This window comes from Lactiplantibacillus paraxiangfangensis (assembly GCF_036246185.1).
GTDB lineage: Bacteria > Bacillota > Bacilli > Lactobacillales > Lactobacillaceae > Lactiplantibacillus > Lactiplantibacillus paraxiangfangensis.
On record NZ_BTPW01000019.1, the window covers coordinates 42,218 to 65,066 of the forward strand.

Genomic DNA, 22,849 nt, shown 5'->3' on the forward strand with positions numbered 1-22,849 from the left:
TATACCCAAAGGCAGTTTATTCCACTTTACTATTCGTTTTATTCGCGGACGTCACCCGGTGCGGCTCCGAATCCTGGACACCTAAAACGTCGAGGAAGAAGGACACGATTGGAATCCCAATCATTAATCCCCATGCGCCCAGCAAACTTTCCATGATGATTAACGTAATGAAGGTGACAAAGACGGGTAAATCCGTCCGGTCCGCCATCAAACGTGGGTGTAAGAAGTATGATTCAAACGCGTGGATCAGGATGACCAAGATAACCACCCAGACGACCCGCATGATCCCACCAGAAGCAAATGCCAGTAAGGTCAACGGAATCATCGAGAGCAAGACCCCGGCAACCGGAATCAGGCCTAAGATAAAGACGATAATGGCCAGCACCATGATACTTGGCATCCCAATAATGATGAACCCAATCGTCATTAAAATTGTGTTAATCGTGCAGATGACTAACTGCGTTTCAATAATCCGGCCCAAAATCATAACGAATTTATGGACAAGGTAGTAGACGTTCCCAAAAAAGGTTTTAAACTTTGAATGCGTAAATTGACGGCCAAACGCCATCATTCGACCACGCGAAACGGAAAAGATGAAGCTCAAAAAGATCGCAATAATCACGTGGGTAAAGCCAGTCCCAACGTGCCCTAACTCCTTAATCCCAGTCATGAGCAGTGACTTACCATTTTGAATCAGTTCACTACTGTGAATGGCTTGGTTCACCCATTTATCAATGTTGGCATTCCACACCGGATGATTCGTGATGGCCTTAGTTAGCATATTCGGAATCACTTTTAGTTGCGTGATTAGCGTCGGTGCCGCGTAGGATAACGCCCCAACAAAAATTCCGATAACTAGTAAATACGTGACAATGACCGCAATCCAATAAGGTAAGTGCGTTTTTAAATTCAACCACCGGCTAACTTTAATCCCTAAGAATGCAAAGATCGTTGTCAGTAAAATGACGGTCGCAAAGCCCCGCATTAAGTAAATAACGATAATAAGAAACGCCAATGTTAAATACATATCGACGTCGTCCCGCTTAAAAAAACGAATAATTCGATCCATCGTGAGCCCCCATCTGTTATATTAGTTGCATTATAGCATGATGATAAGTTTACCGGGTACGATTACCCGTTTCCTTAACTTTAATTTGACTTTCAATTAAAATACCAGTAAGATAAATATCAATAATTAGAGAACGATTAAAAGATGAGTAATTGGTGTAACCGTACAGCGAGTATCGGGTTGGTGGAACGATACCGGAGCAACCAATGAAGATGGTCTCGGTAACAGTTCGCTTTGATGAGCCGATGGTTAGTCAAAGCCGGTTTAACTACCCGTTAACCTAGTTGGCGATTGGAACTCTGACAGTCGCTTTGAGTAAGTAGTTAGCGCTACTTAAAACCAGGTGGTACCACGGCCAAGCGTCGTCCTGAATGATGAATCACATCATTTAGGACGACGCTTTTTTTCGTTCTCAATCTATTTAAAAATAAGGAGTTTGATATTTATGACAACTACAATCCAAGCACCCTTTCGTTACGACGTCGTTGGTAGTCTCTTACGACCAGCAAGTTTGAAACAAGCCCACGCACAATTAGCCGCGGGTGAAATCACCCGTGATCAAGAATTAGCCATTCAACAAACTGAAATCAAACGGATCGTCGCTGAACAAGTTAAGTTAGGCTTAAAAGCCGTCACTGATGGCGAATTTTCCCGAAGCTGGTGGCACTTAGACTTTCTCTGGGGGTTAACCGGCGTTGGTAAATATGACTATCATAAGAGTTATAAATTTAAAGGCGACCATACCAGAACGGACAATGCTGAACTCACTGGTAAAATCGCCTACAATCCAGATCACCCGTTCTTCGCCGCTTTCAAATACTTACAGTCACTCGTTCCCGATGGCGTCCTAGCCAAGCAGACGATTCCATCACCAACGATGCTCTTCCGCGATAACCGTAGCGATAACTGGAACAAATTTTACGACCGCTGGGAAGACTATTTGACCGACTTAGCGCAAGCTTATCACGAAACTATCCAACACTTTTACGACCTCGGCTGTCACTATATTCAGTTGGACGACACGACTTGGGCATTTCTAATCAGCAAGTTAAACGATGACCAAACCGATCACACCCAATACACCAAGATGGCCGCCGATGCCGTCACCGTTATTAACGCAGCGTTAGCCGGTTTACCAAAAGATTTGACGGTCACCACCCATATTTGTCGTGGTAACTTCAAATCTACCTACCTTTTCTCTGGAAGTTACGACGTCGTTGCACCGTACCTTGGCCAGTTGAACTATGACGGCCTGTTCCTCGAATATGATAACCAACGGGCTGGTGGTTTCGAAATTTTAGACCAAATCTGGAACCACGACGATCACAAACGAATCGTTTTGGGCCTTGTGACGTCTAAGTTCCCCGAACTGGAAAATCCTGCAGATATTCAGGCGCGCATCCAAGCGGCCAGCAAGAAGGTTCCCCTAGCAAACTTAGCGTTATCCACTCAGTGTGGCTTTGCATCAACTGAAGAAGGCAATCAGCTGAGTGAAGCGCAACAATGGGCCAAATTAAAACTCGTCATCGATACAGCTAAAACCGTCTGGCCAGAAGCTTAAGTCAGGTCCTTATAGAACGGGCTCGAACTACTGTCAACCACAGTAATTCGAGCCTGTTTTTAATTACTTTACTAAAAGTTAAAAAGCAAAAACAATTACTAATTAACTGATATAGCAACGTTAGCACCAATAGAATTGGTTAAGCTTCCCGCTTCCGGTCGTCCGTGATTTCATCTGCCGTGACGACCGGTTCAAGCCAAAAACCGGTCATGAACCTCACTTGAGAGCCGAAAAACCGCGTCTCTCAAGATGTCGGTGGTGTAAAACGGAAAATCACCGGTTAACGCCACATTCACGCCAGATTCATCACGGACGACCTCCAGCTATGTTGAGGGTACTATCAAACTTAACCGGCTTGTTTTAAAACAATCTTAGCGTAGCCGGCAGAACCAGCGGGCCGTGTCGGCACTGTTTGCTGGCGTTTTTTGCCAGGTTACAGTGCGGGGCGACTTGAAAGACTCGTTCTTTGAGGCTTTCAAGCGAGGCGGAAGACCGTTCTTTGTCTGTAGCCGACCCCATGGCCCACTGGTTCTGCCGGCGAAGCGCCGAAGATTGACAATTTTTTTGCGCTAGTTCGTGCCATGCCAACGATTGAACTGGTTCTAGCACTTTCAATCTTTAGTTACTTTATTTTCAGATTTCAGCCATTAATTCGTCATCACCGGACCATCAAAGAAAGGTTCGTCGATCGTAAAAGTACCGGCATCGAAATCTAGCGTTGCCAATGCACCGTAAGGCAGGGCCGTTCTGGGGTACGCGTGGCCAAAATTAACGTTCATCAAAATGGGCGTTTGCGCACCAGCCGTCTCGGTGAGTAGCGCTTCACGATACGCCTCATAAAACTGTTCGTTTTGTGGCTTGCCCACAACGATGGCGGCTACTGATCCCAAAATCCCCACCGACCGCAATTTAACCAACATTTTAGTGAACTTTGTCGGTGTCGGCCGCTCGTTACTCGTCTCAATGAAAAGAATTTTTCCTACCCAATCGGCTTGAGCCGGGATTAAACCGTACTTCTTTGCAACACTAGCTTCATCTGGATACCGGGAATCCGTTAATAATTCATATAAGCTGTCCAAGCAGCCGCCCAGCAGTCGACCACTGATTTGTCCCGTGCCACGCAATACCTCATAGTGTCTGCGTTCAGGATGGCTAACCCGTGGCTGATTTAAGCTCGCTGCACTATAATCCGTGCGTTCTTCATACCAGACGGGACTACTTTTAATAGCCGTCGTAGCCGGATTCTCAAAATAGTGTGCCAACGTCTGCGCAGTATAAGGTAGTAACGCCGTATCCAACTCCGCCAAATCATTTAGGAAGTTAGGCCCATAAAAGGTCTGCAATCCTAATTGATAAAACATTAAGTGGTCAACGGTCGTATCAGAGAACCCCGTCACCAACTTCGGGTGAGCGCGGACGGCCGCCACAAATTCAGGATCAGTCATTAACTCAGGGACGATTCGGTACGTATCATCGCCACCAATAACGCAAATAATCCCTTTGATTGCTTTGTCCAAAAAAGCCCGCTTTAAATCCGCCGCCCGCGCTTCCGGATGGGCCTTAATGTAGGTTAAGCCCCGCAAAGTATTTGGCCTCATTTTAGGAACTAGTCCCATCTGTTTGAGCCGCATCAAACCACGTTTAAGTTGGTGCGCACTACTAGGTTCACCTAAAATTCCACTGGATAGACTAACGATGGCAACTTGATCCCCGCGCCGAAGCGCCATTGGTTTTTGCATTCGATCATCTTCTTCAACTATTTTTAATCAGCTTATCTGATTTGGCCCCGTTTGTCACCAGCAATTTACCAAAGAAAAAACACTCCCCAGAAATCTAAAAATTTCTGAGAAGCGTTTGTGATTTAAATTTAATTGTTTTAAAATCTAACGGTTAATCCGCGTGCGCCACCGAGATTGCCTCACAGTGGCCTCATCAGTTGGGGCTTTAACCGGTGCATTCAGGAGAATAACGCCAACGATAATTGCTGAAAAGCCAACAATCTTAATCGCGGTCATCAATTCGCCGAAAACAACAATGCCGATTAGTCCCGTGATTGCCGTCCCGACGCCGGCCCAGATGGCATAACCAACGCTTAACGGAATTTGACTCAACGCACGTGAGAAACTAAAAATGGCTAAGCCGTATAACAACATGCCCGCCATCCCGATAAACGGGTGACTGAACCCCGCGGACAACTTCAACAAACTCGTGCCCGCAATTTCAACGCCAATTGCAAAAATCAATTGTACCCATGCTCGCATTTTTAATTCCCCCTATACGTTTAACAAGATTGCACCCAGCACGATTGCGACTAATCCGCTAATCCGTGCTAGGTTGAGCCGTTCGCGGTAAACGACAACCGCTAAAACAACGGTTGCGAAAGTCCCCAAACCGGCCCACATGGCATACGTCACCCCGAGTGGTAAGTGCTGCATCGCCAAAGTTACTAAGACTAACGAACTAAAATACCCGACTAACACCATCACCGTGGGTATCAAATTCCGAAAACCATTCGCGCGCTTCAAGAAAAAGCTCCCGACTACTTCCATAAAAATGCCACCAAATAATAAACCGTATGCCATTTTGATCACCTCGCTAAAATTTCAGTTGTCCTACCATTCTACGGAAGTTTTATCAAAAATACAATCAAAAAGAGACGCCTGGCTGATTACAGTTTTGTTACAAGCTCAAATGGCCAGTTTATCGGTTAAAAAAAGTGAAGATACCAAGTGTTATTACTCGATGTCTTCACAAAACATAGCTTATTGGTTATTTAAAAATCGCTTTGTAGCCTTTAATCAAATATAGAAATAAATCGAAAAATACATTAACGTTGTCCCGAGCATGACAAACAAGTGCCAAATCACGTGTAAGTATTTAATGTGCGGGAAGCTGTAGAGCAGTGCACCCAAGGTAAAGGCAACCCCACCAGCAACTAGTAGCCAAAAACCGGTTACCCCAAGGTTGGTCCATAACTGTTTACCCCCAGCTAAACACATCCAGCCCATCAGCACGTAAATCACCGTTTCAATCTTACGCAACCGGCCGGGCCACACGGCATTAACGACGATCCCGGTAATTGCTAGGACCCAGATGGTGATTAAGATTGTCCATCCTAACCAGCCCTTAATCGCTAACAAACTGTACGGGGTATACGTCCCAGCAATGAGGATGTAAACGCCGCTGTGATCAAAGATTCGAAAAACTTCTCGTGCCCGGGTAAAATACAACCCGTGAAATAACATCGAGCAGGTATACAGTACGAATAACGAACAACCATAAATAATGAATGCCGCCCACTCCATGGAACTACCATCCGTATAAGCTTTTAACATTAAAAAGACAAACCCAACAATACTTAACGCCAATCCAATCCCGTGAGTGACTGAGTTTAAAACTTCATTTGTAATTTGATAACGTCGCGAGGATTGCTTCATGTTAATCACCTCATGTTTTTATTGTAATTAGCATACCATCATATCGTGTTGATATCAATACATCTAGTCATTAAAACTAGGTATCCCGTTGATGAAAAACAAACCCTTATTTTCATGCCATTTGGAGGTCCCAGTTCAGGTTGTTATCCGCTAATTAGCGTGTTACAATACACATGAGCAATCATTCATATGTTTATCTACTCATATATAAAAAAACAATCATGAGTCCTGATTGTTAGACTCACTTAAGAAACGGGTGTTAAGTATGGCGCACAGTCATCAAATCCAACAACAAACGAACGCCTTTAAAATTGGCGTCTTATTAAACTCAGCATTTATCGTACTGGAAGCTGGTTACGGCTTTGCTAGCGGTTCGCTAGCCCTCGTCGCCGATGCCGGCCACAACCTCAGCGACGTTTTAGGCTTACTTATTTCTTGGTTAGCACTGTGGCTCGGCCAAAAAAGTGCTAACGCAAAATACACGTACGGCTATAAGAGTTCTTCGATCTTGGCCGCCCTCTTCAACGCGGTCTTTCTGTTAGTGGCCATTGGCGCCATCTCCGTTGAAGCGCTGCAACGCCTATCGCATCCCGGCCCCGTCGCTGAATGGGACGTCATTATCGTGGCTGCCGTAGGGGTTCTAATCAACGGGTTTACCGCCTTCCTCTTTATGAAGGGGCAAAAACACGATCTCAATATCAAGGGCGCCTTTTTACACATGGCAGCGGATGCCGGCGTTTCGGTCGGCGTTGTGATTGCGGGTTTCATTATTTTACAAACCGGTTGGTACTGGCTTGACCCAGTTGTTTCACTGTTAATTGCCATCGTCATCTTGATTGGGACGTGGGGCTTATTGCGTGACGCCATGAACTACTCCCTCGAAGCGGTACCGAGCAACGTTGATCAGCAGGCGATTCACGACTACTTAGTTTCACAGCCGACGGTCAACCAAGTTCACGACTTGCACATCTGGGGCATGAGCACGACCGAAACGGCCATGACCGTTCACCTCTGCCGCTCGACGCTCGATGGTAACAACGAATTTCTGGAAAAACTCAATAAAGATTTAAGCTCACAATTTCCATTAACCCACATCACGATCCAGGTTGAGCTGGGTAAGGTGGACTTTGAAACTACCGATGACTCGATTTAGTCAGTTATACCCAATTAAAAAGGCACAGGCAATTGCAGCAATCAATGCTGTTATTGTCCTGTGCCTTTTTTGACTGCTATCCTAAAGGTTGAAAAATCTAAAACCGCTATCAACACCGTAACAGTAGCGATAGTCATTCCTAAATTATCCGCTCCGTCGGGTAGTGTTGATGTGCTAGGGGGGACAGTCCCAGCCAAAGTGCGGTCTGTAGCCGACCCCATGGCCCACTGATTCTGCCGGCGAAGCGCCGAAAAACACTAATTTTTTCGATAAGTCGTGAACCGATTCTGCCCGACCAAGCGGCTAATTCAAACCATTACCGACTATCAAATCAGGGTAAGAATCAAGTTGCCGAGCATGTGCGTCACGGTATTGACCCGAATGTCGCGCCCTGACAGCCAGTACGTACTCCCGACGACCATCCCAAACAAGGTGTAATAAATAAACTGAGGAAAATTACTGAACCCTGTATGTGTGAACCCAAATAAGACGCTGCTAACAAGGTACACCACCACCGTGTAAGTCCGCTGTTGATAACGTCCAAACACGGTATAGTTCGCAAAAATCCCCCGAAAATTTAGTTCCTCACACATCGGGCCAAAGAACGAAGCCCCAATGATTAGGGGGAGCGGGTGCACTTTCACCATGCGATCGATAGCGACTTGATTCTCCGCAACGGGCAGGTGTAACCAGTGCGTTAACGCCGCGTTGCCCAATGCTAGCAGCACTAAAATCATTAGTGCAACGCCAATCATCATAATGGTGCGTGGGGCGAGTTTCGCCGTTAAAGCTGGTAACTTTAACCGCCGCGTGTGCGCATAACGACGATAAATCGCGTAAAGCGCCCAGGCTTCGAGCGCATAGACCAAGAACCCCAGTAGCACCGTCCACCAGTGGTACCAAGTAAAGAAAATCATGATTGGTGCGGCGCTAAACTGACCGATAAATAGCGCCAAGATTCCCGCCTTAATTAGGTTCCAAATAAACGTTCGTTGAACCGCCCACGTTTCATTTTTCATCCGTCCTACCCCCTGTCATTCCTTCTATTAGGGTACCACAAGCCTTATCATCGCTTACAACGCAATCCTAACTTTCCCACAAAAAAAGAGGTGCAAGCGCATCCTCTTTTTTAATTTACCTTAATTATTCCCGCAGCCAGCAGAAACATGTGGGTCACCACGGGGCCAACAAACGTAAAGCCCCGCCGATGTAAATCCTTGGCAACCCGCGTGCCGAGCGGTGACTGGTGCGGTAATTCGTCATCCGGTGCGGACATTAATAACGGCGTGGCATCAACAAACTGCCAGAGATAGTCGCTAAAGTGACCAAATCCCCGCTGAATCATCATGATGCCGCGTGCGTCCGTGATGATGGCACGCAGTTTGCGTCCATTGTGCATCACTTTCGGTGTCGCCATCAGCCGTTCCCATTCCGGTTCCTCATAACCAGCCACTTTCTCAACGCGCAAACCGTCCATGTGCTGCCGTAAGACTGGGAGCTGACTCGCAGCAACTTGCCAACCTAGTCCCACTTGCAAAATACCGATGATCAACAGTTCGAATAAGACATGATCATCATACGTGGGTGTGCCGAAATAGGCGTCGTAGTCCTTAGCGCCGTTTGCCATAATATCATCAAAATCGGTGGGACTAATCATGGTCGCTAACCAACCAGTAACCGTTCTCGATGCGATCCAATAAGGTCACCATCTGCTTGGTTTCAGCAATGTCGTGCACCCGAATGATGCGGCCGCCCTTTAACATCATCGCGGTTTCGGTCACTAAGGTCATTGGCAACCGGTCTTCCTTCTTTAATCCTAAGAGTAATCCTAGGTAGCCCTTCCGTGAAATAGCCACCATCATTGGTCGCCGTAAGTAGTTGAACTCATCGATGTTGCGCATCATCACGTAATCTTGGGTCCCGTGGGCGACTTGTGAGTAGCCGATGCCTTGATCCAAGGCAATCCGCTCAATATCGATTCCGGCAGCCGTCAAAGTCGCTAAGTTATGTTCAAAAAACGCACGCATCCCACTGGTTAAATCGGGGTATTCACGGTCCCGACTACTGTGCATCGTTAATAAGCCCACGTGACTGTCGGCCATCAAACTCAGCTTACGGGGATCATCAGTAAACGCGTTAACGTCATTAATGATGCTAACACCCGCCGCCATCAGTTTTTCCATGACGGGGTATTTATAAGTATCCACGGCTAAGACCGCATCCGGAAAACGTTGCTTAATTGCTTGAACGTATGGCAACGTCCGTTCCAATTCAACTTCCGGGGTCACTTCTTTAAAACCCGGCCGGGTCGTTTGACCGTTAACTTCGATCACATCCGCTCCGGCCTGAAGCATATCACCAACGTGGTTCAACACGTCATCCATCGTTTTATATTGACCGCCGTCGTAAAACGAATCCGGGGTAATGTTCATGATGCCATAAATCATTGGCCGCTTCGTCAAATTAAACCGGTGCTCGCCCGCCTGCCAAAAAATATCATATTGCTTCATAATTTGGGTCAACTGAATTTGAACGGTTGGTTGGTCGTCAAAGAAATCGGCCCAGCGTTTAGCTAGTAACCGCCCCGCCGCTTGATCCAACAAAACGGTCAGTTGTTCCGGACTCGCTTGAACGGTCCCGTCCAACTGGTGACAAAGCTGAACCAACCGCATTTGTTGCTCACGGTTGTAGTCACTGAAACGTAAAATTACTTTTTGTTGGCGCTGAACTTGAGCGTTAAGTGCCACGTTAGTAAAATCCTTCGCTTGTGCTAATGAACTGGTGATGTCTTGTACTTGCATGTTATTCCACCGATCCTTTCATCTCGTTCAGTTGTTGAATTAAGTTGCGAGCGGCTTGGCCCCGATGCGTTAGCGGAATCCGCCATGCATCAGGTAACTCGGCTAAGGTTCGACCATACTGGGGTAACCAGAATAGCCAATCAAAGCCACCCGAATACCGGCCAATTTGATGGGATGTGATGTAGCCCGTAATCGTCGCTTGAGACGTGATGACCCGTCCGTCGGGCCACGCAACGGCCAACGTTGCCCGCATGATGGCCCGTCGTTGTGAGTTTGGTAAAGCGGTCATTGCCCGAATAATCTCCTGATTACGGTCAAAGCCACTTACCCGAACGCCAAGGTCACGAGCCGTTGTCACCCCTAAAAAATCCGGCATAGCGGGAACTTCCAGACCACTGTCATCCGCAATCACCGCAACTCCTAACCGGTTCGCGGCAAACTGCGCTTTCGTCACGGCGTTATCCACGTAACTGGTGGTTGTTTCGCTTGGAAATTCTAAGCGGGGTTGCGTCTGAAAATACGGTTCGGCTGACAACCCGTAATAGGCTAAACAGGCTGCTAAATCCCGACTCTTCCCACCATTATTCGATGCAATTAACCACGTCATTGGCTCAGTCCCTTCCAGCCAGCTTGTTGTAATTCGCGCATGACATAAAATGACCCGGTCACGATAATGGCACTGTGTTCCGTGGCACGTTGTTGCGCAAGGTCTAAGGCCGCAACAATGGTCGGCTGGACGATAATTTCTGGTCCGTGTGCGCCCACCAAACTCGTTGCGGCTTGCGCCAGTTCGTCCGCCGGCATGGCCCGTTCAGGATTGGCCGGCGTATTCGTTATCACAAGTTTGGCAGTTGGTAACAGACTTTGGAGCATCTTAGGGTACGCCTTATCACGCAAAACGCCGACCACGTAAATTAACTCCCTATTCGGTAGTAGGCGCTGCACACTTTTGACCAGTGCCGCCATCCCATCCGGGTTATGTGCGCCGTCCGCAATGACTAACGGCGTGCGTTGCAATACCGTCAATCGGCCCGGTAACGTCACGTGCTGCAGCCCCGTCCGCACGGCAGTCTGGGTAATAGTCACGTGCTGACGAGTTAAGACGGCCACCGCGGTCAAAACTAAGCTGAGATTTTGAAGCTGATACGTCCCTGATAAGTTAACGTGTAAATCCGACCAGTCGAACAGTTGGCTGTGGGCCGTTACCACCATGCCGTCAATTGATTCTTCCGTCGTCGTCATTTTCAATTGTTCAGCGGTTACCAGCGGCACCCCTTGATTCAAAGCTTCCGTCTTTAAGACGGCTAGGGCATCCGGATGCTGGTCCGCTAACGTCACGACCGTCGTATGCGGTTTGATGATCTTGGACTTATTCTGGGCAATTGCTTTAATCGTCGGCCCTAAAATTCGGGTGTGATCCAGCGCAATCTTGGTAAAGACTGTCAACTGGGGCCCAGCTAAAGCATTGGTGGCATCGTACAAGCCACCTAGGCCGGCTTCGACCACGGCCCACTGAACGTCTTGGTTTCGAAACCAGACCATACTAATAAGGAAGAACCATTCAAAAATCGAGACGTCGTGCACTTGTAATCCCATGTTAGTCAACACTGGCACGATCTCTTGGTAAGTATCAATAAAATCTGCCGGACTGATCCACTGCCCGTTTAATTGAAGTTGCTCACGAGCATCATTAATGGCCGGACTGCTGAAGCGCCCGACTTGGTAACCCTGTGCACGCAAAATACTGGCTAACATGGCACCCGTCGAGCCCTTGCCGTTCGTTCCGGCAATGTGAATGACGTGAAAATAATTATCTGGGTGGCCTAAATGCACCATAATTTTCCGTAACAACGGCACCCGTTGATGATTATCTGCCAACATGGCTTGATTCAATTGTCCTAATAATGTTTGGTATTGTTCCATTACCGCCGCTGCGTCCACACGATCACCCTACTTTGCAATTCGTTGTAAAAATTCGCGTTTCAAATCTAAATTCGTTTTAAATTGACCACTGTAATAGCTACTCTCGGTATGTACACCGGGTTTAGAAACACCACGCATCTCCATACACATGTGCCGGGCCGTGATTGAGACCGCAATCCCAGCGGGGTCTAAAATCCGTTGAAGTTCCTTTGCAATGTTGACCGTTAAGCGTTCTTGAACATTCGGTTGTTTGGCACAGTAGTCGATTAATCGTGGAATCTTACTTAACCCGATCACTTGGTCATGCTGTGGGACGTACGCTACTTGAACCGTCCCAAAGAACGGTAACAAATGGTGTTCACACATTGAATAGAACGGAATGTCTTTCAATAGGACCATTTCAGTCGGATCTTCTACTTTAAATAACTTGTAATTATCAAACGGCGCTGCGGTCTTAGTAGCGAAAACTTCCGCGTACATCCGTGCCACCCGTTCAGGTGTTTCAACTAATCCGGCCCGGTCGGGGTCTTCCCCTACCGCCGTTAAAATATCACGGACAGCGTGTTCAATCTTTGCTTTATTTTGTTCATCAATCATCTAACTCACTCACATTTCTCACTTTTTTTATCCAACTCTGATCTTGATTTTGCGCAATCAACGCGTCAACTTGGGGACCAACGACCGGGTCACCCGCCGCAATTTCTTGGGTCGGTAGCAACACAAAGTTCCGGTGGGCTGCCTGTGCATGCGGTACCGTTAACGTTGCCGTATGTATTTGCCTAGCTCCCCAGAAAATAATATCGAGGTCGATCGTTCGGGGACCCCAGTGAATCAATCGTTGGCGGTGTAACGCCTGTTCAATCTCATGGAGCTGGTCTAGTAGTTCATCCGGTGTCAGGGTCGTCGTCAACGCAACCGAAACGTTATAGAAGTTCGCTTGGTCGCGATTACCCCACGGTTCGGTCTCATACCAGTGTGACGTTGCCAGCACGTCAACCGCATTAAGCGCCCGTAAACGCGCTAAGGCTTCCTGGATATTTGCGACCCGTGGATAAATATTGGAGCCAATACTCAAGTAGACCCGTTCTTCGTTACTTGGCATCGGGCGCCCCTTGAACTTCAATTTCAACATTATCAAAAATTCCTGGCATTGGCACACTAAATTTACGAATTTTGATATTTATCGAATCAACCGTTGGAAAACTAGCCAATAAAGTCTCCAATAAATGGTTAGCCAACGACTCGATTAGTTTGTACGAATGCGTTGTAATAAAGTGTTCGGTGACATTCCGAACTTCCGCGTAATTGATTGTTTCGTGGACATCATCATGTAAAACTTTAGTTTCAATTGGATATTTAATGGCGATATCCAAGCCTAATTGCTGTCCGTTCCGCCGTTCTTCTGGTAACACGCCGTTAAACGTATGGAAGCGTAAGTTGTTAATTCGAATCATTCCCATAAGTATCCCTCTCAAGTTCATTTTTACTTATAATCATAGCATGAAACGCGCCAGTAAGCCGATAAATACCCCGACTCATACCAGAAACGTTTTAGATTCCAATCTGAAGGTTGAAAAATCTAAAATCACGATCCGCACCCTTATATAACGATAGTCTTTCTTAAATTATCCGCTCCGCCAGACAGAGTTGGGTGCTATGAAGGACTCCACTAACAATAATCTTACTATTGTTATTTTTGTCGGATAATCGGAGGTTGCCACTGATGGAATCGGTCGTGAAGGTGGCCTTTGACCGGTGAATTTCCGGCCTTAGACCACGGACGGTCTGAAACAGTTGCGCATTTTGCAACTGTTTCAGACGAGGGGCTAGACCGCTCCTCAGGCTAGGCCCGGTTCCACGACCGCATGCCATCAGTGGCAACCGGAATTAATTTAGCTTTCAAATTTTAATTTTAATAAAAAAAAGCGTCCGGAATTATTTTCCAGCCGCTTTTACTTTTGAATTAGTTATGAGTCTTGAGTGCCCGTTTCAAACTTGATCAAGTTTCCCAAATAGTGACTAGTCAATCCCGGCGTTTTCTTAACAATAAACGTTGCGAGCGGTGACTGATCCATTTGAGTCTGGATAAATTCGGTATTAAATAAATTAGCCAGTGATAGGCAAACAAAGATGATGAGATAGGAAAGCGTGAAGGCGACGATGCCACCCGCAATGCTGTTAACTTGCTTGATGACGGGCAACCAAGTGACGCTCCGTGAAACTCGGGACAATAGCCGAACAACGGCCCACCCCAGCGACGTTAAAATAAAGAACGCGATGGTATTAATAATCAGGTTACTTGCAATCGAAGTTTCAATTAGATGAAGACTCGTCAAGATACTACTAATCGTTTGGGCAAGCGGTTGGTAAAGTAACCGGGCAAAAATCAGTACCGCAATGGTCCCAATCAGGTGAAGGATCTCAATAACAAAGCCACGGTGAAAGCCCCGAAAAATGGCTGTTCCTAACAAAATTAAAATGACAATTGTAAAAATCATGTGCGACGCCGCCTCCCTTGTTTTAGTCGTATAACTATTTTAGCAGGTTACCCTGGTAACGGGTACGCTAACGACGACTTCTAAACGTTATCTTAACACTTGACGGCAACCCGTTTTTTCGTTAAAGTAAATAGTAATTGTTACGATTTAAAAAAGGATGGGATTTAATATGGCTTACCGTCGAATATGGGGCTACCTTGGCCTATTACTAGGAATCAGCGTCTTGTTAGCCGGCTGTCAGTCTAAGACCGCCGCACCGAAGACCACTGATGGCAAAATCAACATTATTACGAGTCTCGACTTTTACGGACAAACGGCACAAAAAGTTGCGGGTAAATACGGCAACGTGACGTCAGTCATTGACCGTCCCAGCCTTGACCCCCACAGCTTTGAACCAACCGTTGCAACGGCAAAAAAAGCTAGCCAAGCGCAGCTGATTATTTACAATGGCATTGGGTACGATGATTGGATGCAAAAACTCATCGTTAATAAAGAACCCGGTACGCGAGTCATTGAAGTTGGCACAACGATTGCAAAGCAAACGGATGGTGCCAACGAACACGTTTGGTATAATCCGACGACCATGCCGCAATTGGCTACTAAAATCGCCGCTGACTTAGCTAAGATCCAACCGCATCATAAACGTTACTTTGAGCAGCAAGCCCGCGCTTATCAGGATCGTCTAACACCGATTACCAAGGAGCTTGCCAACCTCAAGAAACACGTCCACGGACAACGCGTCGCCGTTAGCGAACCAGTTTTCGACTATTCATTGAAAGCACTGGGCTACAAGATCAGCAATAACCACTTTGCGAAATCAATCGAAGATGGCGCTGACCCGTCACCGCGGGATATTTCTCAAATGCAAAGCGACATCAAGCATCACCGCATCGCTTTCTTTGTGGAAAACACCCAAACGGATAGTAACATTATTACCAATATGGTCAAACTAGCTAAAAAGTACGACGTTCCGGTCCTAAAAGTGACCGAAACGTTACCCGCCCATCAGACTTATGAAAGCTGGATGCTTAGTCAGTACCAGCAATTAGCTAAGATTCAAACCAACGAACAAGAGTAAACACAGTATCAATTAATTGATACTGATAAAAGCAGGTTTTCCGGATGAACTAACTACCCGGAAAACCTGCTTTTATCATAATTTGTGTTATATTACTTATTTCTTTGTTTGACGCCCATCCCGTAATAGCAATGCTAAGAGTAATCCCACGATTTCAATGCCTAACATCATCCAGAAAACCGTGTGGTAACCCTGTAAGTTGGCTGTCAAAGTAGGTGCTCCGGCTTTCAGCTGTGCGGCCGTTACGTTAGATAAAACTAACGTTGCGACGGCAACCCCGGCTGAACCTAGAATTTGCCGTACCGTGGTAATCACGGCGGTCCCGTGAGAAATCAGCTCGTTCGGTAGCGAGTTCGCACCGAGGGTCACCGCTGGCATCATGACAAAGGCGTTCCCGCCTTCAATCAGGGCCGCAATCAAGATCATCGTGATTAAGTTTAACTTTTGGCTAATGAGCGCTAAGATCAGCCACCCTAGCACGATCATACTCATCCCGAGTAACATGATCTGTTTATACCCAATCTTCTCCGCTAAGCGCCCCGTTAATGGGTTTAAAATACTCAAGAAAACCGCGCCGGGAACTAACGCCATCCCGGATACAAAAGGCGATACTTTTAGAATACCTTGATAGTACAGTGGGAAAATAATGGTGACCACGATCAACGCAACGTACGAAATCGCCGTTAGAAAAATAGCTAAATCATAATTAAACGTTTTAAGTACGCGCAATTCCAATAACGGCGTTTCCAAATGAAATTGCCGGTACGTAAAGTAGGCTACGGCCAAGATCGACACAATCAGCAAGGCCCAACCGAACGTCCAGTTAACGTTTGGTTTGCCAATTTCATTGACCACGTACAGAATCCCCGCAAAGCCTAACAACGTCACGATAGAAATTAAATCGAGCTTCGATGGTTTGTTAACCATCACATCTTGAATCGTTAGGAAGCTCAGAAAAATCAAAATCGTCGCAACCGTAATGAAGACGACAAACAACCCGTGCCAGTCAGTAAACTTTAAAACGACCCCAGAAATAATTGGACCAGAAGCTAAGGCTGATCCCATGACCAGACCCGCGACTCCCATCGTCGTACCACGTTTTTCTTCGGGCGTAATCGTCAGTAAAATCGACTGATAGGAAGGAAACAGCACCCCGACCGCCGCGGCCTTAATTAAGCGTCCAACCATCATAACCGGAAAGCTTGACGCAAAATAAATAATAATTGACCCAATATCAAACAGAATCAGAACGGTTAAGAACAACTTCTTAAATCCAATGTTGTTCAATAACCAGGGACTGATTGGCATCATGACAACCATCGTCAACATGAATCCCGTTGTAAGCCATTGAACCGTTGAGGCGGAGATCCCAAAGTCGCGCATAAACGTCGGGTAAACCGTCGACAATGAAGACTGGCTAATGGACATCGTCCACGTCCCAGTCAACAAGGTAAAAATGAACCAAAATCGTCGCCGACCCGTTAATGACGGCGTCTTATCGGTTTCATTCATTATAATTCCTCCCTCTTACTTTAGAACTATTATTAACTGCTATAATCCATTGTACCATTCTAAGCAATGATGTACAGGGATATTCGATTAGGTTACTGATAAAATTTCGTGGACGGTGCTTAGTGAAGTTTGGGTGCACGAAAAAAGGCTTGAGCACAATCGACTCAAGCCTTAACTTTAATATTCATTTTACGTGGAACCGGTCGGTACTTAGACTGAACGCTTATTCAGCCAACATCGCTGCACTAACCGCCTGCATTTTTTCTTTTTCGCTGTCCGTTGGTTGGGCAACCTTCATTTTCTTTAAAGCAATCACGGCCCGGTATTGAAGCTCACCCACGTTAATATCATCCCGTAAATCATAATGGGTAATCGTGACGTACGCGGAGTTCTCGTAAACTTTTTCCACTTTAGCATAGAAATCGTAATCGGTATTACCATTTTTCTGGCACTTAACCCGATCTCCCACAGCAATATTAGCCATTACTATCACTCCACTTCATAAAATATGCTAATAACATAGCACTTAATGCTATTAATAACAATTAATGATCACGAATTTACACGATTTTTACACCCAAAATCGACCATGATTAAATTAGCCAACGTTATTAACTGCCAAAAATAATTACCATGATATATATTATAATGTTCTAAGGAATCAAAATTTAAAAACAATAAATACAGTCCGATTGTTCATCACGGATTGCACGGGGAAATAGCATGAAAAAGCTTTGGAAAATTAGTATTCCAATATTACTCATACTGGTCATAGCACTTGGATTTCTTTATAGAGATACTTTAAAGGAACGGCTTGGTTCTCTAACGGTTCAAGAGACTGACTTAAGCCACCTCACGTATGACCGGCTGAGTCTAGGTCATCAATTCAAACCCGATTCTTCTTATGTTAAACAAGAAGGTGACACGGCAAAATTGAACGACTACAATCACCGCGGCATGAATGCCTTTTACGTTACGACAACCGCCAACAATACAATTGTCGGCTTAAAATTATTAGATAAGGCCCCCCGTTGCCGTTCATACTTTGACAATGGTTTAGCAATGGGAATGACTTTAACTAAAGTCAAACAGCTGTTGGGGCCTCATTACATCACGTTTAATACCGATAGATACGGTAAAGTCGCGATGTACATTGATAGAAAACATAATAACAAGTTATTACTAGGCCTGAGTAACCATGATAATGTAACGGCAATTATCGGCTTTAATAAAAGCCAATACGATTATCAATATTAACTCAGGACACAAAAAGGAAACCAATTCGAACTGAATTGATTTCCTTTTTTGTTCGTCATCAACAGTTGCTGACAAAGAACGACTTAAATTCATTAGTTCTGATTATGACTTCCGACGGTAACCGAACCATCCCAACATAGCGAGTAAACCAACTCCCGCTAATGACAATACGCCGCGTTGACGATTTTCATTAGTTTGTGGTAGGTCGCCAGTTGCTTGGGCAGCCGCTGGTGTTGTTGCCGTCGCACGCTTAATTGGTGCGGTGGCATCGGCAACTCCCGTATTGCCCGGACGAGTCCCGACAACTTGATCCTTATCCACCTGAGTCGAAGTACCTGGCTTGCTTGGCAACGTTGGTGTAACGGGTACGGTTGGCGTCCCTGGATCAACCGGTTTGTCAGGATCAACAACGTCGGGTTCACCAGGATTTTCCGGTCCAACTGGTTTATCAGGATCAACTGGTTTGTCTGGGTCAACCGGCACTTCTGGATCGACCGGATCAACCGCATCCGCCTTATACGTTACGGTGACGACTTGGTCCGCACTCTCCGCTGTGACGTCCATAACAGCTACGACCGTTGGCTGATCAGCTTGATACCCTTTGAGTACTGGTGACGTGACCGCATTAAACGTCGTTGCATCCGCAGTCCACGCACCCCAGACAATTTCATTAGTGACTAAATCACGTTGACCTTGGCGGGTAAAGACCAATTTTGCGTAGTGGTCCTCCGCCGCGGTTTGCCCATTTGCGTAGACGTAATGAATCGTTTGGCTCACCGTTTTACTTTCAGCGGGAACGGCGATCATTTCATGCTTCAAGTGGACACTAAACGTCTGCGTGCCATCGTTATAAGTGACACCGTCAGTAGGATAATTATCACTCACTAGAACGTATCCTAATGATTTATAATACTTGATCAATTCCGCGGTACTGAAGTCGACCTGGGCCCCTTCAGCTCCCGTCTGAGTCTTAGTCGTTAACGTTTTGCCAGTCGTATCATCAATAAAATTGATATTGACCGTTCCCTGAGTGGCGGGAATTGCCCGGTAAATATACGTCACCGTACCACCATTGGCCGTTAACGTGCCGTTAGCGGCTAAGCCTTTGGAATCTACACGGACAAATTCATAGCCATCTAGATTCTTTTGCTCGGTCGTATACTTCTGACCGACCCACTGACCATCTGGATAGTCGGCTTCACCAGTCTTGATAACATTACCGGCTTCATCGACATACTGAACATTGACTTTGCCAGCAGCTTGACGATAAACATACGTGACCGTACCACCCTTAGCTGTCAACGTCCCGGTTGCATCCAAGTCCTTGGAATCTACGCGGACAAATTCATAACCGTCTAGGTCCTTTTGTTCGGTTGTATACTTCTGACCAACCCACTGTCCATCTGGATAGGTAGCTTCGCCCGTCTTAATGACGTTACCAGCTTCATCAACGTACTGGACGTTCACTTTTCCAGCAGCTTGACGATAAACATACGTGACCGTACCACCCTTGGCTGTCAGTGTTCCATCGGCAGCTAAGCCATCGGAATTTACGCGGACAAATTCGTAACCATCTAAATCCTTTTGTTCGGTCGTATACTTCTGACCAACCCATTGACCGTCTGGATAAGTGGCTTCGCCCGTATCAATGACGTTACCAGCTTCATCAACGTACTGAACGTTCACTTTTCCAGCAGCTTGGCGGTAGACATAGGTCACCGTACCACCCTTAGCTGTCAGCGTTCCATCAGCAGCTAAGCCATCGGAATCTACACGAACAAATTCGTAACCATCTAAATCTTTTTGCTCAGTCGTATACTTCTGACCAACCCACTGGCCATCTGGATAGTCGGCTTCACCCGTCTTGATAACGTTACCAGCTTCATCAACGTACTGAACGTTCACTTTACCCGCGGCTTGGCGGTAGACGTATTTGACCGTTCCACCATCCGCAGTTAACGTTCCGTTAGCAGCCAAACCATCCGAATCCACGCGAACGAATTCATAACCATCTATATCCTTTTGCTCGGTCGTATACTGTTTTCCGACCCATTGACCGTCTGGATAAGTGGCTTCACCGGTACCAATGACATTGCCGGATTCATCGACGTACTCCACGTTCACCTTTTCAGCAGCTTGACGATAGATATACGTGACCGTACCACCATCTGCCGTTAATGTGCCATTAGCAGCTAGGCCGCTTGAATCTACTTGGAAAAATTCATACCCGGCGATATTCTTTGGCGTGGTCGTATACTGTTTTCCGACCCACTGACCATCTGGATAAGTGGCTTCATCCGCCGTCGCAATCACCTTGCCGGTTTCATCGACATACTGAACGTTTACTTTACCCGCGGCAACGGGTTCGGCCTCTTGCCAAATATAGGTAATGGTTCCAGTTGGAACGGTGCTCCCCATACTGTAAAGTGCCATCAGTTCGGCACTGGTCCCGGCCGCATCCTTAGTTGCAGCGACCCAGTTCCCGTTAGCGTCCTTTTCAGCGGCAACCCACTTGCCAGTGTAGTTTGCACTAACCGGAATTTCGGGCAAGCCGGCATTATTAGTGCCGACCATTAGACGCGAATTATCGCCCAACGTCAGCTGTTTAAGGCTAGTTGTACCTGACAGCATAGTAACAACAGCTGCTTGCTTTAGCGCAGTCAAATCAAACCCAGAAAGATCCAATGAAGTTAGACTGCTAGCTCCACTAAACATATTTGCAGCTTGCGTTATGGTACCAGTCTGCCAACCGTCAAAGTTTACACTGGCTAGTTTACTCGAGTTCAAAAAAATCCCACCAACTGATGTTAAGCTTGTCGGATGCCAGTTACTTAAATCAAGACTAGTCAAAGGCATATTAGAAAACATGCCGTCCATTTCAGTAACGTTACTGACGTCCCAGTTTTGAACTGGAAGTAGCTTTTCATCGGTGACTTGATTACTTGAGAACATATTGCTCATACTAGTAACGTTACTTGTATTCCACTTTTCAATACCCGTAAAATCTGTAATTTTATTCCCACTAAACATACCGCTGAAACTAGTGGCGTTATCAGTATTAACATTTTCTAATCCAGTGATGCTCGTAATTGGTTTAATTGTAAAATTGACTTGCTTAAAAAAAACGTTAACCAATGAACCAGTTCCTACGACTGGCCCAGTAATATTAACAGTCGTTACTGTTTTCCAATAAGTTGTACTCTTGGTCCATGAATTAGCATCACCCGCAATGTTTTTCCAATTACCCGCGCCAATTGTTAAAACCCCATTGCTATCAATTGTCCATGAACTACCACCTTCAACTGACAACGTATTACTATCAACAATGGTTGCATCCGCTTTAACGGTGCGAGCCTGCTTAGCCATTTTCAATGATGCTGGCTGTTCAGCGGGAGCGGCCTGCGTCGTCGGTTCTTCACTGCTGATTGTCTTCTCTTCGTTAGTCTCACTAACTGGAGCTGGTGTATCAGATTCTTCAGTAACGGTTTCCGTCTTAGTCCCTTCCGATTCAACCGGCGAGTTAGCCACTGAACGTTGATCTTGTATTTTTAACTGGTTATTCTGAGCGGCTGATGTCTTTAACGTGCCCGGATCTTCAGAAGTCGCTTCTTGTGACCCGGCCTTTGATTCTTCTTGTTGATTATCTTGGGGTTCAGCTGATGTTGGTGTTTCTTTGGTAGTCTCCTCAGACTGAGTCGTTCCAGACGTTAATGGCACGACCGCATCCTGCAATGACGAAGCAGCTTGATCAGTGTTTTCTTGATTATCGGAAGCGTTTGCATTTTGATCAGTGTCCGCATGGGCAATGGCCGTATTAGCACTTAGCGTAAGCAAGGTCACGCCAGCAAAAATCCAGAACTTACCTTTTTTATACATCTTATAATGTGATTTTTGATTTTCTAACTTCATGATGGTCCCCTTCCACTTGTCGAAAGTCGTTTGAATCTAAATATATTTATTAGTCAAAGTAACTAAATAGCGCGATTAATCCCCATATATATTTATTCAAAATAGTCATATTGATGCCCGGATGCTTATCTTTTATAACTTATTTATTATCCATAGATATAATGCCCGTAAATGGTTAATCAACAATATAGATAAGCACCTGTACTTAAAATAATATCATATTTATTTTTCCGAAACCAATATTGTCATCGGGTTTAGTGATATTATCATCGAATTCTCTTTATAGTATTTAAATTGTCTTTTAATATTTAATTTTTAATATCTAGCTGATTGACACAACCAATTTTATAACTTTATTTTTATGCCAAGTTATCCGTAACAGGTCGCACGATTGTCAATCCGTTTCAGTGCACGCAAAAAAGCGCCGGTAGGGTTTCCTGATGAGGAACCCTACCGGCGCTATGGTTTTGTTATAATCATTTTGATGTAAAAAAAAAGAACCAGCCTCAGCTGATCCTAACTTTGCATGGCAACGTCCTACCCTCGCAGGGAGCGATCCCCCAACTACTCTCGGCGCTAAGAAGCTTAACTTCTGTGTTCGACATGGGAACAGGTGTATCCTTCTCGCCATCGTCGCCACACTACTGAGAA

Annotated in this window: 21 protein-coding genes, 1 rRNA gene and 1 other annotated feature; of the genes, 4 read left to right on the forward strand and 18 right to left on the reverse strand. The window is 45.9% G+C overall.

Annotated features, from left to right (window positions below):
• Positions 1–16: 16 nt before the first annotated feature.
• Positions 17–1,069: an AI-2E family transporter gene (locus AAA939_RS10990; RefSeq protein ID WP_338210581.1), complete on the reverse strand. Its 1,053-nt coding sequence runs from the start codon at positions 1,067–1,069 to the stop codon at positions 17–19.
• A 127-nt stretch (positions 1,070–1,196) separates the two neighbouring features.
• Positions 1,197–1,442: a binding site (T-box leader), on the forward strand.
• Between the two features lie 72 nt (positions 1,443–1,514).
• Here AAA939_RS10990 and AAA939_RS10995 point away from each other — a divergent pair.
• Complete coding sequence (locus AAA939_RS10995; RefSeq protein WP_338210583.1) at positions 1,515–2,630, forward strand: vitamin B12 independent methionine synthase; 1,116 nt, start codon at positions 1,515–1,517, stop codon at positions 2,628–2,630.
• Between the two features lie 647 nt (positions 2,631–3,277).
• Here AAA939_RS10995 and AAA939_RS11000 read toward each other — a convergent pair.
• From AAA939_RS11000 to trhA, 4 genes are all read right to left on the reverse strand, one after another.
• On the reverse strand, positions 3,278–4,369 hold the full coding sequence (locus AAA939_RS11000; protein WP_338210585.1) for a S66 family peptidase: 1,092 nt from the start codon (positions 4,367–4,369) through the stop codon (positions 3,278–3,280).
• A gap of 144 nt (positions 4,370–4,513) precedes the next feature.
• On the reverse strand, positions 4,514–4,891 hold the full coding sequence (locus AAA939_RS11005) for a DMT family transporter (RefSeq protein ID WP_338210587.1): 378 nt from the start codon (positions 4,889–4,891) through the stop codon (positions 4,514–4,516).
• Between the two features lie 12 nt (positions 4,892–4,903).
• Positions 4,904–5,212, reverse strand: coding sequence for a DMT family transporter (locus AAA939_RS11010; RefSeq protein WP_057705345.1), 309 nt, complete (start codon positions 5,210–5,212; stop codon positions 4,904–4,906).
• 216 nt (positions 5,213–5,428) lie between these two features.
• Positions 5,429–6,067, reverse strand: coding sequence for a PAQR family membrane homeostasis protein TrhA (gene trhA / locus AAA939_RS11015; protein ID WP_338210588.1), 639 nt, complete (start codon positions 6,065–6,067; stop codon positions 5,429–5,431).
• 265 nt (positions 6,068–6,332) lie between these two features.
• On the opposite strand from trhA, the gene AAA939_RS11020 reads away from it, so the two are divergent.
• The gene (locus AAA939_RS11020; RefSeq protein ID WP_338210590.1) at positions 6,333–7,220 is read left to right on the forward strand and encodes a cation diffusion facilitator family transporter; all 888 of its coding nucleotides are present in this window, start codon (positions 6,333–6,335) and stop codon (positions 7,218–7,220) included.
• A gap of 326 nt (positions 7,221–7,546) precedes the next feature.
• Here the strand turns inward: AAA939_RS11020 and AAA939_RS11025 are convergent, their stop codons facing one another.
• From AAA939_RS11025 to AAA939_RS11065, 9 genes are all read right to left on the reverse strand, one after another.
• Positions 7,547–8,239, reverse strand: a complete 693-nt coding sequence (locus tag AAA939_RS11025) for a CPBP family intramembrane glutamic endopeptidase (protein WP_338210592.1) — start codon at positions 8,237–8,239, stop codon at positions 7,547–7,549.
• Between the two features lie 110 nt (positions 8,240–8,349).
• Entirely contained in the window at positions 8,350–8,877 is a 528-nt protein-coding gene (locus AAA939_RS11030) for a DNA-3-methyladenine glycosylase I (RefSeq protein WP_338210594.1), read from the reverse strand.
• The gene (gene folP, locus AAA939_RS11035) at positions 8,870–10,021 is read right to left on the reverse strand and encodes a dihydropteroate synthase (RefSeq protein ID WP_338210596.1); all 1,152 of its coding nucleotides are present in this window, start codon (positions 10,019–10,021) and stop codon (positions 8,870–8,872) included. Before folP ends, AAA939_RS11030 begins: the two co-directional genes overlap by 8 nt.
• 1 nt (position 10,022) lies before the next feature.
• Complete coding sequence (locus AAA939_RS11040) at positions 10,023–10,628, reverse strand: non-canonical purine NTP pyrophosphatase (RefSeq protein WP_338210598.1); 606 nt, start codon at positions 10,626–10,628, stop codon at positions 10,023–10,025.
• On the reverse strand, positions 10,625–11,944 hold the full coding sequence (locus AAA939_RS11045; protein ID WP_338210600.1) for a bifunctional folylpolyglutamate synthase/dihydrofolate synthase: 1,320 nt from the start codon (positions 11,942–11,944) through the stop codon (positions 10,625–10,627). The genes AAA939_RS11040 and AAA939_RS11045 overlap by 4 nt, the downstream gene beginning before the upstream one ends.
• 27 nt (positions 11,945–11,971) lie before the next feature.
• A complete protein-coding gene (gene folE / locus AAA939_RS11050; protein ID WP_338210602.1) occupies positions 11,972–12,541 on the reverse strand; it encodes a GTP cyclohydrolase I FolE in 570 nt (189 codons plus the stop codon).
• Positions 12,534–13,046: a 2-amino-4-hydroxy-6-hydroxymethyldihydropteridine diphosphokinase gene (folK, locus tag AAA939_RS11055; protein WP_338210623.1), complete on the reverse strand. Its 513-nt coding sequence runs from the start codon at positions 13,044–13,046 to the stop codon at positions 12,534–12,536. The genes folE and folK overlap by 8 nt, the downstream gene beginning before the upstream one ends.
• On the reverse strand, positions 13,036–13,404 hold the full coding sequence (gene folB, locus AAA939_RS11060; protein ID WP_057705334.1) for a dihydroneopterin aldolase: 369 nt from the start codon (positions 13,402–13,404) through the stop codon (positions 13,036–13,038). The genes folK and folB overlap by 11 nt, the downstream gene beginning before the upstream one ends.
• Before the next feature lie 507 nt (positions 13,405–13,911).
• On the reverse strand, positions 13,912–14,442 hold the full coding sequence (locus AAA939_RS11065; protein ID WP_338210605.1) for a CvpA family protein: 531 nt from the start codon (positions 14,440–14,442) through the stop codon (positions 13,912–13,914).
• Between the two features lie 169 nt (positions 14,443–14,611).
• On the opposite strand from AAA939_RS11065, the gene AAA939_RS11070 reads away from it, so the two are divergent.
• Positions 14,612–15,520 carry a metal ABC transporter solute-binding protein, Zn/Mn family gene (locus tag AAA939_RS11070; RefSeq protein WP_338230881.1) on the forward strand — a complete coding sequence of 303 codons (909 nt, stop codon included), beginning with the start codon at positions 14,612–14,614 and terminating at the stop codon, positions 15,518–15,520.
• Between the two features lie 96 nt (positions 15,521–15,616).
• Here AAA939_RS11070 and AAA939_RS11075 read toward each other — a convergent pair whose 3' ends face one another.
• A complete protein-coding gene (locus tag AAA939_RS11075) occupies positions 15,617–17,032 on the reverse strand; it encodes an MFS transporter (protein WP_338210609.1) in 1,416 nt (471 codons plus the stop codon).
• A 223-nt stretch (positions 17,033–17,255) separates the two neighbouring features.
• Positions 17,256–17,516 carry a DUF2187 domain-containing protein gene (locus AAA939_RS11080; RefSeq protein WP_057705330.1) on the reverse strand — a complete coding sequence of 87 codons (261 nt, stop codon included), beginning with the start codon at positions 17,514–17,516 and terminating at the stop codon, positions 17,256–17,258.
• Between the two features lie 239 nt (positions 17,517–17,755).
• Between AAA939_RS11080 and AAA939_RS11085 the strand changes: the two genes are divergently transcribed.
• On the forward strand, positions 17,756–18,289 hold the full coding sequence (locus AAA939_RS11085; protein WP_338210613.1) for a hypothetical protein: 534 nt from the start codon (positions 17,756–17,758) through the stop codon (positions 18,287–18,289).
• A gap of 102 nt (positions 18,290–18,391) precedes the next feature.
• Here the strand turns inward: AAA939_RS11085 and AAA939_RS11090 are convergent, their stop codons facing one another.
• Together AAA939_RS11090 and rrf are read right to left on the reverse strand one after the other, a co-directional pair.
• Positions 18,392–22,198 carry a MucBP domain-containing protein gene (locus AAA939_RS11090; RefSeq protein WP_338210615.1) on the reverse strand — a complete coding sequence of 1,269 codons (3,807 nt, stop codon included), beginning with the start codon at positions 22,196–22,198 and terminating at the stop codon, positions 18,392–18,394.
• Positions 22,199–22,722: 524 nt separating this feature from the next.
• Positions 22,723–22,839 (reverse strand): 5S ribosomal RNA (gene rrf, locus AAA939_RS11095).
• Positions 22,840–22,849 lie beyond the last annotated feature (10 nt).